Source organism: Micromonospora sp. NPDC004704 (genome assembly GCF_053601675.1).
Genome location: NZ_JBSGCD010000051.1, coordinates 26,647 through 40,929 on the forward strand (window position 1 = coordinate 26,647; position 14,283 = coordinate 40,929).

Annotated in this window: 12 protein-coding genes; 8 read left to right on the forward strand and 4 right to left on the reverse strand. The window is 70.5% G+C overall.

The features are described from left to right. The first annotated feature begins 13 nt into the window (after window positions 1-13). Window positions 14-1,309, forward strand: a complete 1,296-nt coding sequence (locus tag ACWEFB_RS35875) for an aspartate aminotransferase family protein (protein ID WP_452292711.1) — start codon at window positions 14-16, stop codon at window positions 1,307-1,309. Between the two features lie 10 nt (window positions 1,310-1,319). On the opposite strand, the gene ACWEFB_RS35880 is transcribed toward ACWEFB_RS35875, so the two are convergent. Continuing rightward, window positions 1,320-2,810, reverse strand: a complete 1,491-nt coding sequence (locus tag ACWEFB_RS35880) for an acyltransferase family protein (protein WP_452292712.1) — start codon at window positions 2,808-2,810, stop codon at window positions 1,320-1,322. Window positions 2,811-3,091: 281 nt separating this feature from the next. On the opposite strand from ACWEFB_RS35880, the gene ACWEFB_RS35885 reads away from it, so the two are divergent. The 7 genes from ACWEFB_RS35885 to ACWEFB_RS35915 all read left to right on the forward strand — a co-directional run bounded on the left by ACWEFB_RS35885 (window position 3,092) and on the right by ACWEFB_RS35915 (window position 10,681). After that, entirely contained in the window at window positions 3,092-4,057 is a 966-nt protein-coding gene (locus ACWEFB_RS35885) for a MurR/RpiR family transcriptional regulator (RefSeq protein ID WP_452292713.1), read from the forward strand. A gap of 40 nt (window positions 4,058-4,097) precedes the next feature. Next, window positions 4,098-4,847, forward strand: coding sequence for a sugar isomerase domain-containing protein (locus tag ACWEFB_RS35890; protein ID WP_452292714.1), 750 nt, complete (start codon window positions 4,098-4,100; stop codon window positions 4,845-4,847). Window positions 4,848-4,893: 46 nt separating this feature from the next. Continuing rightward, window positions 4,894-6,327, forward strand: coding sequence for an N-acetylglucosamine/diacetylchitobiose ABC transporter substrate-binding protein (gene ngcE, locus ACWEFB_RS35895; protein ID WP_452292715.1), 1,434 nt, complete (start codon window positions 4,894-4,896; stop codon window positions 6,325-6,327). A 14-nt stretch (window positions 6,328-6,341) separates the two neighbouring features. Then, complete coding sequence (locus ACWEFB_RS35900) at window positions 6,342-7,250, forward strand: carbohydrate ABC transporter permease (RefSeq protein WP_452292716.1); 909 nt, start codon at window positions 6,342-6,344, stop codon at window positions 7,248-7,250. Then, the gene (locus ACWEFB_RS35905) at window positions 7,250-8,185 is read left to right on the forward strand and encodes a carbohydrate ABC transporter permease (RefSeq protein WP_452292717.1); all 936 of its coding nucleotides are present in this window, start codon (window positions 7,250-7,252) and stop codon (window positions 8,183-8,185) included. The genes ACWEFB_RS35900 and ACWEFB_RS35905 overlap by 1 nt, the downstream gene beginning before the upstream one ends. A 64-nt stretch (window positions 8,186-8,249) precedes the next feature. Further along, window positions 8,250-9,962, forward strand: coding sequence for a bifunctional 3'-5' exonuclease/DNA polymerase (locus ACWEFB_RS35910; RefSeq protein WP_452292718.1), 1,713 nt, complete (start codon window positions 8,250-8,252; stop codon window positions 9,960-9,962). Window positions 9,963-10,081: 119 nt separating this feature from the next. After that, window positions 10,082-10,681, forward strand: a complete 600-nt coding sequence (locus tag ACWEFB_RS35915) for a nucleotidyltransferase family protein (protein WP_326557081.1) — start codon at window positions 10,082-10,084, stop codon at window positions 10,679-10,681. A gap of 67 nt (window positions 10,682-10,748) precedes the next feature. Here ACWEFB_RS35915 and ACWEFB_RS35920 read toward each other — a convergent pair whose 3' ends face one another. The 3 genes from ACWEFB_RS35920 to ACWEFB_RS35930 all read right to left on the reverse strand — a co-directional run. After that, a complete protein-coding gene (locus ACWEFB_RS35920) occupies window positions 10,749-11,558 on the reverse strand; it encodes a metal-dependent hydrolase (protein ID WP_326557082.1) in 810 nt (269 codons plus the stop codon). Window positions 11,559-11,708: 150 nt separating this feature from the next. Continuing rightward, a complete protein-coding gene (locus ACWEFB_RS35925) occupies window positions 11,709-13,355 on the reverse strand; it encodes a serine/threonine-protein kinase (RefSeq protein ID WP_452292719.1) in 1,647 nt (548 codons plus the stop codon). A 127-nt stretch (window positions 13,356-13,482) separates the two neighbouring features. Further along, the coding region (locus tag ACWEFB_RS35930; RefSeq protein WP_452292720.1) for a glycosyltransferase family 4 protein at window positions 13,483-14,283 on the reverse strand (801 nt) is incomplete at its 5' end.

Sequence of the window (14,283 nt, forward strand, 5' to 3'; positions counted from 1 at the left end):
GGGTGTGATGACGATGGCCACCGACGACCTGCTGGCGCGGCACCGAGCCGTGCTGCCGTCCTGGATGCCGCTCTACTACGAGGAGCCGATCGAGCTGGTCTCCGGCTCGGGACGCCGGGTCACCGACTCGACCGGACGCAGCTACCTGGACTTCTTCGGCGGCGTCCTGACCAACATGATCGGTTACGACATCGCCGAGATTCGTGACGCGGTCGCCCGCCAGCTCGCCACCGGCGTGGTGCACAGCTCCACCCTCTACCTGATCCGGCAGCAGGTCGAGCTGGCCGAGAAGGTCGCCCGGCTCTCCGGCATCCCGGACGCGCGGGTTTTCTTCACCAACTCCGGCACCGAGGCGAACGAGGCGGCGCTGCTGGTCGCCACCAACTACCGCCGGTCGCACCAGATCCTCGCCGTACGCAACAGCTACCACGGCCGGTCGTACGCGACGATGGGCATCACCGGACACCGGAGCTGGTCGGCGAGTTCGCTGAACCCGTTGCAGGTGAGCTGGCTGCACTCGAGCGACCGGATGCGGGGACTGCTCTCCCGGCTCGACCCGCAGGTGCAGGTCGACGCGGCCGTGGACGACCTGCGCGAGGTGCTGGCGACCCAGACCAGCGGGGACGTGGCCTGCCTGATCGCCGAGCCGATCCAGGGCGTGGGGGGTTTCGTCCACCCGCCGGACGGGCTGCTGGGGGCGTACAAGAAGGTGCTCGACGAGTCGGGGATCCTGCTCATCTCCGACGAGGTCCAGACCGGCTGGGGGCGGACCGGGGAGCACTTCTGGGGTTACCAGGCGCACGACGTGGTGCCCGACCTGCTCACCTTCGCCAAGGGGATCGGCAACGGTTTCGCCCTGGCCGGGGTGGTCGGGCGGGCGCCGGTGCTGGAGGAGGTCAAGGCGATCAGCTTCTCCACCTTCGGCGGCAACCCGATCTCCACCGCCGCCGGTAACGCCGTACTGGACTACCTGCTCGACCACGACCTGCAGGGCAACGCCCACCGGGTCGGCGCGATCCTGCGCCAGGGCCTGGACGAGGCGGTCCGGGAGCACGACATCGTCGGCGAGGTACGCGGCAAGGGGCTGATGCTGGCGGTCGAGTTCGTCCGTCCGGGCAGCCGGGAGCCGGACCCGGCGAACGCCGTACGGGTCTTCGAGGAGTGCCGCCGGGGCGGGTTGCTGGTCGGCAAGGGCGGCCTGTACGGCAACGTACTGCGGATGGGTCCACCGCTGACCCTCACCGAGGCGGAGGCCCGGGAGGGGCTGGACATCATCCGTACCGCGATCGCCACGGTCGCCGCGCGCTGACCGATATCGATCAGGTGTCCGTCGGCGCTGGTGGTGCTTCACGCCGGTCCGAGGGTGATCTGAGCCAGCGGAGTACGGCGGCCCCGGTCAGGTAGCTGACCAGGGCCGCCGTGGGCAGTCCGACCGGTTCCGGCGAGTCTTTCGAGGTCAGGCTGTTGTCGAGCAGCGCGGCCACCACGGCCGCGATCCCGACCCCGGTCAGCACCGCCCTCGGCACCGTCCGCTCCGGCCTTCCCACGAGGCGGGCCGGCGGCCCCGCCCCGGATCGGCCCCGGCGGAGGCGGTGAAGCGGGCGCCCGGTGGGCCGCAGCGACCGGATCGGCCCGAGGGGCAGGAAACGTGACCGGCGTCCGGCCCCGGTCTCGATCGGGCTGAACACGGCCACCAGCACCGCCAGCACCACCGTCAGGGTGACCAGCCAGGGCAGCCGCCACAACCACCAGGCGCCGCTGCCCACGGCCGGGGTGGGCAGCGCGTCCAGCGCGTCCAGCGCGCCGACCAGCAGCACCGCGGCGGTGATGTGCCAGAGGAAGATCGTCAGCACGACCGCGTTCGCCGCGATCACCACCAGCCAGGGGCGGGGCCGGTGCAGCCAACGTTCCGCCGGGCCGCGCAGGAGCAGGATCACCCCGAGCTGCCACGTCGCGTTGGCGAGCAGGGCGAGGCTCGGCGGTGACATGTTGTGCAGCCGCTCGCCCGGGATGTTGACCATGCTGACCGGGTACGGTCCGGCCAGCGTCAGCGCCAGCAGCGCGGCGAACCCGCCGAACAGCAGCCCGACGCCGACCGTCGGCCCCATCGGCAACTGGGTGCGCAACAGCCCGCCGCCGCTGCGGCCGGTGCCGGTCCGGCTGTCCCGCCAGGCATAACCGAACTGGTGCACGGCGAGCCACCCGAACAGGAAGTTCCCGCTGGCGTACGACTCGGGCCCGACCAGCCGGGCCAGGTCGCCCCCCACCACCAGCGCCAGCAGCGCCACCGGTACGGCGAGCCCGAAGCGCCGGTGCAGCGCGTACGTCACCGGGGTCAGGGCCACCACCGCCAGGTACGCGGCCAGGAACCAGAGCGGGATGGTGGCGAACCAGACCACCGGGCGTACCTGTTCGGCGTCGGCCCCGACGAGTTGGGCGCCCAGCGCCGCGCCGGCCAGGACGACGATCAGTGCCGTGGTCGGCCGCAGCAGCCGGGCGCACCGGTCCAGCAGCCAGTCGCCGGCCCGACCGCCCCGGCGCCGGTGACTGCTCAGCGAGGCGGCGTTGGCGTACCCGCCCACCAGGAAGAAGATCGGCATGACCTGGAACAGCCAGGTGCCGGGTCGGGCGGCGGAGAGTTCGACCAGGGCGGAGCGCCCGGTGAGCCGCCCGGACCGGTCGTAGTCGATCACGATGATCAGCCAGTGGCCGATCACCACGGCCGCGATCGCCAGGGCGCGGAGCAGGTCGAGGTAACGCTCCCGCTCGGCGGGCGTCTCCCGGGCGAGCTGCCCCAGCCGACGCCGCATGTGAACAGGCTAGGGCTGATCGTCCGGGGGAAACCGGCAAACCCGCGACGCCGGGTCCCCGGCCCGGACGGCGCCGCCGTCGCCCCGTTGCTCGTCGACGAGGCCGGGTGCGATCGTGTTCCGGCTGCTCAGGGTGCTTGACGGGGATGGTGGGCGGGTCGCCCGTCGACCCGTCGGGGCAGGTAACGGTTTGAAAACTTCGCCCACAGTCTTGACACGGAGGGGGTGTTAGTAAGAACTTTTACCACTAACAGTTAACACTCTTTCCGGAAGGCGTTCACATGGTCGATCACGAGGTGGACACCGCCGCGCGAACCGCGGTGGTCGACGCCGAGGCGTTCGACCGGCGACTAGCCGCCGGACTCTCCCCGAGCGACAGCGTCCTGGTCCGGGTACGTTCCCGGCTCCCGGAGTTCACCGGCGCCCTGCAACGCGTCGCCGAACAGGTGCTCGCCGACCCGGAGGCCGCCGCCCGCGCCACCATCGTCGAACTGGCCGAACGCAGCGGCACCTCACCGGCCACGGTCACCCGGTTCTGCCGGGCGATGGGCTTCGAGGGCTACGCCGACCTGCGGCTGGGCATCGCCGCCGAGACCGGACGGGCGCGCTCGGCCGGCTGGACGGTCGACATCGGCCGGGAGATCCAGCCCGGCGATCCGCTGGAGCGGGTGCTCGGCCAGATCATGGCCGCGGACACCCAGGCGATGCACGACACCGCGACCCTGCTCGACCTGCGGGAGGTCGAACGGGCCGCGGAGGCGATCGCCGCCGCCAGCCGGGTCAACATCTTCGGTGCCAGCGGCAGTGCCCTGGTCGGCGCCGAGATGCAGTTCAGCCTGCACCGGATCGGCGTACCCGCCTGGTCCTGGCACGACGTCCACGAGGGGCTGGCCAGCGCCGCCCTGCTGCGCGACGGAGACGTGGCGCTCGGCATCTCGCACACCGGCGAGACCCGCGAGACGATCGAGATGCTGGCCGAGGCGGGCAGCCACGGCGCCACCACCGTCGCCCTGACCAGCTTTCCCCGCTCGCCCCTGGCGGAACTGGCCGACATCGTGCTGCTCACCGCCAGCCAGGCCACCACCTTCCGCCCGGACGCGCTCTCCGCCCGGCACCCGCAACTGGTCGTCCTCGACCTGCTCTACATCGCGGTCGCCCAGCGGACCCACGACCGTGCCCACTCGGCGTTCCAGCGGACCGCGCGGGCCGTCGGCGGGCACAAGGCGGCGAAGGAGGTACGGGGATGAGCGACCAGGGCCACCCCACCGTACGGATCGGGGCGAACAAATGATCAGCATGCAGGGGTACGCCGACGCGGTCCGCCCGGTGCTCGACCGGCTGCTGGACACCCAGGTCGACGGGGTGGGCCGGGCGGCCGACCTGATCGCCGACAGCCTGCGCGGCGACGGCGTGCTCCAGGCGTTCGGTGCGGGCCACTCCGAGGCGTTCGCGGCCGAGCTGGTCGCCCGTGCCGGCGGACTGGTACCGACCAACCAGCTCTCCCTCTGGGACCTGGTGCTGTACGGCGACGCGTCGCCGGACGTACTCGGCGATCCCAAACTCGAACGCGACCCCACCATCGCCCACCGGATCTACGCGCTCGCGGCTCCCCAGCCGCGCGACGTGTTCGTGGTGGCGTCCCAGTCCGGCATCAACGGCTCGGTTGTCGAGCTGGCGAGGCTGGTGAAAGAACGCGGTCACGACCTGATCGCGGTCACCTCGGTCGAGCACACGGCACGGGTCGCCCCTCGGCACCCGTCCGGTCAACGGCTCGCCGACATTGCCGACGTCGTGCTGGACAATGGCGCGCCGTACGGTGACGCACTGCTGCCGCTGGACGGCGGCGGCGCGGTCTGTGCGGTCTCCTCGGTCACCACCGCGCTGCTGGCGCAGTTGCTGACCGCGGAGGTCGTACGACGGTTCCACGTCGTGGGAGAGGTACCCCCAATTTACCGATCCGCGAACGTCCCCGGCGGGGACGAGCACAACACCGCCCTGGAGTCGCGGTATGCCGGGCGTATCCGGCGTACCGCCTGACCCTGACATTTTGTGGCGACGACGAAACCTAACCGAGGAGACGAAGATGTCCGTAACCCCCGACAAGCCGTCGGATCTCAGCCGCCGCATCGTTCTGCAGCGGGCCGCCGCTGCCGGCCTGCTCGCCGTTCCGGCGGCCGGTCTGCTCAGCGCCTGCGCCACCGGCGGTGACGACGAGACGCAGGAGCAGAGCGAGGGCACCAAGAGCGCCGAGAACCCGTTCGGTGTCAAGGAGGACGCCCAGCTCGAGGTGGTCATCTTCAACGGTGGCTACGGCGACAAGTACGCCACCGACGTGCACGAGCCGCTGTACAAGGCGAAGTTCCCGAAGGCGACCATCAAGCACGAGGCCAGCCAGGCCATCTCCACCGTGCTCCAGCCCCGGTTCGCCGCCGGCAACCCGCCGGAGTTCGTCAACAACTCCGGTGAGAAGTCGCTGGACTTCGGCGCCCTGGTCGCCGACGGTCAGCTCCAGGACCTGACCGAGCTGTGGGACGCCCCCTCGGTGGACGACCCGTCGAAGAAGGTCCGGGACACCGTCGTCCCCGGCACCGTCGACGTCGGTACGTTCAACGGCAAGCCGTACGTGCTCAACTACGTCTCCACCGTGTTCGGCCTCTGGTACTCCGGCAAGCTGTTCAAGGAAAACGGTTGGGCTCCCGCCAAGACCTGGGAGGAGTTCACCGCCCTGCTCGACAAGATCAAGGCCAAGGGCATCACCCCGTTCGGTTACGCCGGTGCGAACGCGCCGTACTACGTCTGGAACGTGATCCTCACCCACGCCGCGAAGATCGGCGGACCGGACGTACTGAAGAACATCGACAACCTCGAGGACGGGGCCTGGACCGCCGAGCCGGTCAAGCAGGCCGCCGCCGCGTGGGCCGAGATCGGCGCGAAGTACCTGGACAAGAGCTTCGAGGGGCTCAAGCACACCGACGTGCAGCTCCTGCAGAACCAGTACAAGGTCGGCTTCTACCCCAGCGGTGACTGGCTGGAGAACGAGCAGGCCAAGGACACCCCGCCCGGCTTCGAGTACCAGATGATGACGCTGCCGAGCCTGACCGCGTCGGACAAGCTGCCGGCCGGCACCGTACGGGCCACCGCGGCCGAGGGCTACTTCGTCTCGGCCAAGAGCGCGAACCCGCGCGGCGCGATGGAGTACATGCGCCAGATGCTCTCCACCGCCGGTGCCAAGGGCTTCACCGAGGTCGTCAAGTCCGCTACGGTCGTGACCTCCGGTTCGACCGGCTACGCGTTCCCGCCCGGTGTGGCCAGCTCGCAGGCCGCGCTCGCCGCCGCCGGTCAGAACGTGGTGAACCTGTTCTTCGACGGCTGGTACAAGGAGCTCGACACCGAGGCCCGGACCGCGACCAACGAGCTGATGTTCGGTCGGATCAAGGCCGACGCGTACTGCGAGCGGATCCAGAAGAAGGCGGACGCGATCAAGAAGGACGCATCCGTCACCAAGTTCAAGCGCTGATCGGAGCGTAGGTCATGCGGCACGGCAAGTATCCATTCGTGATCGGCTTCCTGGCCGCTCCGGTGTTGTTGTACTCGGTCTTCGTGATCGCCCCGTACGCCCAGGCGTTCCAGATCTCGATGACCAGCTGGAGGGGATTCTCTGCCCCGAAGTGGGTGGGCTTCGACAACTATCGACAGTTGGTTGACGACCACCGCTTCTGGCAGGCGATCCAGCATCACCTGGTACTGCTGATCGCCCTGCCGCTGATCACCATCGCCATCGCCCTGTTCTTCTCGTTCATGCTCAACGTGGCGGGCAAGAGCAGCGGGGGCCAGCGGACGGGGGTCTGGGGTTCGAAGTTCTACCGCGTGGTGTTCTTCCTACCCCAGGTCCTCGCCGTGGCGATCATCGCGGTGCTGTTCCAGACGGTCTACCGGCCCAACGAGTCCGGGCTGATCAACGGCCTGCTGATGAAGATCGGCCTGGATCCGATCCTGTTCCTGGTCAATCCGAACATCGCGCTCTGGTCGATCCTCGGGGTGCTGGTCTGGCAGTCGGTCGGCTTCTACGTGGTGCTGTTCTCGGCCGGCATCGCCTCGATCCCCGGAGAGATCTACGAGGCCGCCGAGATGGACGGGGCCAACCGGGTCACGCTCTTCTTCCGGGTGACCCTGCCGTTGCTCTGGGACACCCTCCAGGTGGCCTGGGTCTACCTGGGCATCGCCGCGTTCGACGCGTTCGCGGTGGTGGCGGTGCTCTCGGTCGACAACGGCGGCCCGGACGGGGCGACCACGGTCCTGGCGCTGGAGATCTACCGCAACGCCTTCACCTACCAGAAGTTCGGGTACGCCTCGGCGATGGGTGTGGCGCTGTTCTTCCTGACCATCACCTTCGCAGTGTTCACGCTGCGGGTAACCAAGCGGGAAAGCGTCGAGTACTGATGGGTACACAGCTGACCACGACCAGGATCGACCAGCCGGACGGTCCCGGCCCCCGACCCCTCCCGCCCGCGGAGCAGCCCCGACGCGGCAAGCGTGCCGGCCGTCGCGAAGTGAGTCTGCTCAACGGCGCGGGCCACCTGGTGCTGTTCTTCTGGGCAGTGATCATCGTGGTGCCGATCCTCTGGGTCTTCCTCGCCTCGTTCAAGAACACCACCGAGATCTTCAGCAGCCCGTGGACCCTGCCGGCGGAACTGCGCTGGGAGAACTGGAGCCGGGCCTGGACCACGGCGCGGGTCGGCCGCTACTTCCTCAACAGCGTCATCGTGGTCGGCTGCGGCACCTTCCTGACCATGCTGCTCGGTTCGATGGCCGCGTACGTGCTGGCCAGGTACAAGTTCTGGGGCAACCGGTTCATCTACTACCTGTTCGTCTCCGGGCTGGCCTTCCCGGTCTTCCTGGCCCTGGTGCCGCTCTTCTTCGTGGTGCGCAACCTGGGACTGCTGAACACGTACACCGGTGTGGTGCTGGTCTACACCGCGTACTCGCTGCCGTTCACCGTCTTCTTCCTGGTCGCCTTCTTCCGTACGCTGCCGAACTCGGTGGCCGAGGCGGCGATGATCGACGGGGCGTCGCACACCCGGCTGTTTTTCCAGGTCATGCTGCCGATGGCGAAACCCGGCATGATCAGCGTGACCATCTTCAACATCATCGGTCAGTGGGCGCAGTACCTGCTGCCGCTGGTGCTGCTCTCCAACGCCAAGGACAAGTGGGTGCTCACCCAGGGCATCGCCGACATCTCGGTGAACGCCGGGTACGAGGCGGACTGGTCCGGGCTGTTCGCCGCGCTCACCATCGCGATCCTCCCGATGATCATCGTGTACGCGATCTTCCAGCGTCAGATCCAGTCCGGCCTGACCGCCGGCGCGGGCAAGTAGTCCCACCGGACCACCCACCGCACCGGTAATCCGCGTCGCACTGCCCGGCCCACCCGAGGCGAACATGTCGGAGGGGCCGGGCAGAATCGCCACCGTGCTGGTGGCGGTGATGCCCGACGAGGGCGGCGGGGGCGAGTGGCAGCCCCTGCATCCGGACGGGCGCCCGGCCGGGCCGGCCGAACCGGTGACCGACCTGGTCGCCGCGATCGCCGAGCGTGAGTCGCGGGACCGGCCGCGCTGGATCTGGCCGGCCACCGCGTCGACCTATCCGGCCCTGCGCCGGGCCGGCGTACGCGTCGACCGCTGCCACGACGTGGAGCTGACCGAGGCGCTGCTGCTCGGCCACACCGGCCGGTGGGGCGAGCCCCGCTCACTCGCCGCCGCCTGGGCCCGGTTGTCCGGGACACCGGTGCCTGCCGACCCGGCCCCGCGTGCCGCCATCCCGCCGGGCAACACGCAGGCCGCCCTCTTCGAGCCGGTCTCCGAGTCCCCGGCGATGGGTCTGGCCGCACTGGTCGCGGTCTACGCCGACCAGCACGCCCGGATCGAGGCGACCGGTGAACCGGGGCGGTTCCGCCTGCTGGTCGCGGCCGAGTCCGCCGGGGCGCTGATCGCGGTCGAGATGGCCGCCGACGGGCTGCCGTGGCGCGGCGACGTACACGACGACCTGCTGCACGACCTGCTCGGCGAGCCGTCCCCGGTCGGGCCCCCGCGCCGGCTGGTTGAGCTGTCCGCCGGGATCGCGGCGGCGTTCGGGGTCCGGCAACTGCACCCCGAGTCGCCGGCCGAGGTGCTGCGCGCCTTCGCCCGCGCCGGGATAGAACTGCCCAGCACCCGGGCCTGGGTGCTCCGCGGGGTCGACCACCCTGCGGTGCCGCTGCTGCTGGAGTACAAGGAGCTGTACCGGATCTGGACCGCGCACGGCTGGGCCTGGCGGGACACCTGGGTGCACGACGGGCGGTTCCGCCCGGAGTACGTGCCGGGCGGCGTGGTCTCCGGCCGGTGGGCCACCCGTGGTGGGGGAGCGTTGCAGATCCCCAAGGTGGTCCGGCGGGCGGTACGGTCCGATCCGGGCTGGCGGTTCGTGGTCGCCGACGCCGGCCAGTTGGAGCCCCGGGTGCTGGCCGCGGTCTCCGGTGACGCCCGGCTGGCCGCCGCCGGTGGCGCGGGGGACCTCTACGCCGCCCTGGCCCGGGACTCGTTCGACGGTGACCGGGCCAGGGCGAAGCTGGCCCTGCTCGGCGCCATGTACGGCCAGACCGGCGGCTCCGCGATCCCGGCGCTGGCCGTACTGCGGCGAAGCTACCCGACCGCCTTCGAATACGTGGAGAGCGCGGCCCGTACCGGGGAGGCGGGTGGACTGGTGCGGTCGTGGCTCGGCCGGACCTGCCCGCCATCGTCGATCGGGGTACGCGAGGACGGTGAGGGCGCGGACTTCGAGGTGCGGGCCGAGGTCGACCCGTTCGGCCCCCGGGCCCGTGCCCTCGCCCGTTCCAGGGGCCGGTTCACCCGCAACTTCGTCATCCAGGCGACCGCCGCCGAGTGGGCGCTGACCCTGCTCGCCGTTCTGCGTGGGACGCTCGCCGGGACCGCCGCCCAACTGGTGTTCTTTCAGCACGACGAGGTGCTGGTGCACTGTCCCGAGGAGCAGGCGCGCGAGGTGGCCGAGTTGGTCCGGACAGCGTCGGACCGGGCCGGACAGTTGCTCTTCGGAGCCACCCCGGTCCGGTTCCCGGTCGACGTATCCGTGGTTGATTGCTACGCTGACGCGGCGTAGTTCCGAATTTGCCCTTTTGGTGCCGATACCTCAGCCTGACCGGGTCGTTGGGCCCGGTGTGCGTACGACGCCGTCGTATGCCGGCGTGGAAGGTGACGCAGCTGAGTCGGATCGCAGGAATGATCATTGCCGCGGGCGGGGGACGCCGGATCGGTGGCCCGGAGGCGTTGCTGCACCAGGGTGAGCGGCCACTGGTGAATCAGGTGTTCGACAGCGTGCGGGACGCCGGTTGCGACCCGGTCGTGGTCGTACTCGGGGCCGCAGCCGAGCAGGTACGGGCAACCGCCGACCTGTCCGAGGCGACGGTCGTGGTGAACCGGTCGTGGGGGACCGGAATCGGCTCCTCCATGCGGATGGGGCTGGACGCCCTCAGCGACCCGGACATCGAGGCCGTGGTGGTGGTGCCGGTGGACATGCCCGGCCTGACCAGCGCGGCGATCCGCCGGGTGACCGCGTTGCCGTACCCGGACGTGCTGGTCTGCGCCACCTACAGCGGGCTGCGCGGCTATCCGATGCTGTTCGGCCGGCGACACTGGGCCGGGATCGCGACGCTGGCCAACGCCGACGTCGGCGCCCGGCCGTACCTGCTCGCGCACAAGCACCAGATCGTCGACATCGCCTGCGACGCGATCGCCGACGGGAGCAGGGTGGACTCACCCGAGCTGATGGCGCACTGGGGGCTGACCGTACCGGTGCCGGCCCAGCGGGTCGCGGTCTGAGCGTGAACGTCAACGGGCGGTCCGATCAGGACCGCCCGTTGGTGTAGCCGTTCCCGAGCCGGTCGGGTCAGATCTCGATGTTGAACCGGGACAGCACCCCCGGTGCCACCAGACCCGCCGCGGCCAGCAGCGAGACCACGGTGAACGCGATCCGCAGCACCTTCGTCTCGACCTTGCCGCCGACCTCGACCGCGATCTTGTTCGGGAGGCCGATCATCCACCACATCCGACGCTTGATCGGGATCGGCCAGAGAATCGGCACGCCCGCGCTGGTGATGAAGTCGCCCATGATGTGGACGAAACAGCCGACCCCGACCGCCAGCCCGAGCATGGGATAACCACGGTCACCGGGCAGGTGCAGGAAGGTGAAGTACGCCGCCCCCGCCGACACCAGGGTCACGATCACCCAGCCGGCCTTCTTGGCCCACTCGTCGAACAGTCCGCGCAGCGCCAGCCCGATCATGAAGAACAGGATCCCGATGACCGCCCACTTGCCGTACGCGGTGCACAGCGCGGTGGTGCCCCAGCCGATGAGGAAGGTGAAGGGCAGGGTGTGGGTCAGCGTGCGGTGCCCGTTCTTGCGATCGGGGTCCTTGCTCAGCTTCGTCGCGTGGTAGACGCCGAGTGAGATCTTCTCCATCACCTCGGCGAAGAAGAGCGAGACCACCCCGAAGGTACGGGCCACGGTCGCGCCACCCTGGTTGCGGGTGACCTTGCCGGACATGTCGAGGTCCGGGAAGAGCGCCCCGCCGGCACAGACAGCGGTACCGACCGCGATCGCCAGCGGCGACTGCTCGTAGCCGGCGAACTGGTACAACCCCCAGGAACCGGCGAGCCAGACGGCAGCGCCGGACAGTGCATGGGACGGTCCCATCATGTTGTGCGTCCTCCCCAGGATCACCCCACGTAGCGCGATCACTTTGCCAAACGCGACGCCTCCAGGCAATCACCGGGACCCTCCATTCCGGAGATGCGTCGGGATGCGGACCCGGACCGGGTCCGACTTGACCGGCGGGGCCGCAACCGGCTATCGGGCCGGGCGGAAACTGAACCGCAGCATCGGCAGGTAGACCCGGTTGACCTGCCAGTCGAACTCGGACGTCAGCCAGGCGACGGTGTACGCCCGTGTCGCGGAGGTGTGGAACAGCATCCGGTTGGTGTGCACCTGCCTGCCGGCCGCGTTGGTCCAGCGGCACTCCCACTCGGCACCGCCCTGGTGCAGGTCGAGCGGCCCGATGGTGACCAGGCTGTAACCGGGCAGTGCGCCCCGGTCGGTGAGCCGCGCCTCCTCCGCCCGCCAGTACGCCTGCGCGTCCGGCGTCGGAGCCGTGGACGGATCCACACTGAGCACCCGTGGGCTGTCCGGATCCTGGAAGCAGACCACCGCCCCGTCGGTGAACACCCGCCAGCCGATCGGGGCGGCGATCCGGAACCCGGTCGGGTCGCTGTACCAGGTCCAGCCCGGCACCAGTGCGTACCGTTCACCGGCCGGTGGCGGGGCCTCGACGACCCGGGTGGTGGTGTCGGAGCGGGCGGAACAGGGGAACGCCGGTGACGGTGGCGGTGCCGACGGTCGGGGCGTCGGGTCCGTACCCGGCGCGGCGGCACCGGCCCGGTCCGTGTCCCGCTGGGCGTGCACGGTCAGCGCGGTACCCAGCGCGGCGAGCAGGACCAGGCCGACCGCGACCGAGGTACCCGCCCGCCAGCCGATCCGGCGGCGGGCGTCGGACGGGGTGGTGAAGGCGATGCTGGTGGCGGTCCCGGCGGGTGCGTCCACCGGCGGTACGGGTGCCGGCACGGGCGCGGGCGCGGGTTCGGGTCGGCGGGGGCGGGTGAAGGTGTGCCGCGGCGACTTCGGGCCGGCCTCGGTGATCCGTCGCAGCAGCCGGTCGACCTCCGGTGCGCTGAGCCGCTGCCGGGGGTCGCGGCGGAGCAGTCCGTTGAGCACCGGGCGCAGTGGACCGGCCAGCCGGGTCCGGTCCGGTGGCGCCACCGCCAGCGCGGTCAGGGTCGCCATCGCGGTCGACCGGGCGTAGGGCGAGCGTCCCTCCACCGCGGCGTAGAGGGTGGCGCCCAGGGACCAGAGGTCGGCCTCGACGCTGGAGGTGCCCTCGGCGGCGCGCTCCGGTGCGACGTACTGGGGGGAGCCGAGCACGATGCCGGCCCGGGTCATCGCGCCGTCACCACCGTCGACGGTGGCCAGTCCGAAGTCGGTGAGCACCACCCGGCCCTCGTCGGAGATGAGCACGTTGTGCGGCTTGACGTCGCGATGCAGGACCCCGGCCTGGTGTGCGGCGCGCAACGCGGCCAGCACGTCCCGGCCGATCTGGGCGGTACGCAGCGGAGAGAACGGGCCGTCGGTCTGCAGCACCTCCTGTACCGACCGGGACGGGACGTACTCCATCACGATCCAGGGGGTGTCGCCGGTGTGGATCACGTCGTAGACGCGTACGACGTTGGGGTGGTTCAGCCGGGCGGCCGTGCGCGCCTCCCGCAGCGTGCGTCTCCGCAGGTCGTCGCGTTCGGATTCGGTCATCCACTCGGGAGGCACGACCTCCTTGACCGCCACGTCCCGGTGCAGCATCTCGTCGCGGGCGAGCCAGACCCGGCCCATCCCGCCCCGGCCGACGGTGTGCAGCAGGCGGTAGCGCCCAGCGAGAAGCACCTGCTGCACGTCTGATCCCCCATCCGCCACCCGCCGTAAACGATAGCCAGCCTCGGGGTGGTTGGACATCCTCCGGATCAGTGAACCGGTCGTCCGTCGGGGGATTGTCGCTGGTGGAACGGGGTGCGGTCGGGGGTCAGCAGGCGGCGGAGTCGAGGGCGAGCAGGTTCCCCTCCGGCACCACCATCCGCTGCGGGCGCCCGGCCGTCAGCCGGTTGCCGATGGCACCGGCCTCGCGTACGGCGCTGGTGTAGGTGGCCGCGGTGCGGGCCGCGATCGCGGACCAGCCGTACCGTTCGGTGACCATGGTCCTGGCCCGGCGGGCCACCCGGCGGGCGAAGACCCCGTCGGCGAGCAGGGTGTCTACGGCACCGGCGAGCGCCTCCGGGTCGCTGTGCGGGAAGGTCACCCCGGTCACGCCCTGTTCGACGATCTCGGCGAGCCCGCCGGTGGCGGCGACGGCGAGCGGGGCGCCGGCCGCGGCGGCCTCCAGCGCGACCATGCCGAACGGCTCGTAGAGGCTGGGCACCACGGTCGCGTCGGTGGCGCCGAGGACCGCCGGCAACTGGCTCTCGTTCATGAAGCCGAGGAAGTTGACGGTCTGGTCCAGCCGGAGCCGGTCCGCCTCGTGCTGCAACTCGTTGCGGTACGGGCCGTCGCCGGCGATGACCAGGCGCAGTCCGGGGTGCCGGTCGCGCAGCCGGGGGATGGCGTGGACCAGGTGCTGGACGCCCTTCTCGTAGACCAGGCGGCCGGCGAAGGCGATCAGCGGACCGTCCCCGGCGAACTTGGCCCTGGCCGAGGCGACCGCCCTCGGCTTGGCGTGCCAGGCCCGGTCGTCGACCCCGTTGGGTACGACGTCGATCTGGGTGGTGGGGAGGTTGAAGAGGTTGTTGACCTGGTCGCGCATGTATCCGGAGCAGGTGATGACGCGGCT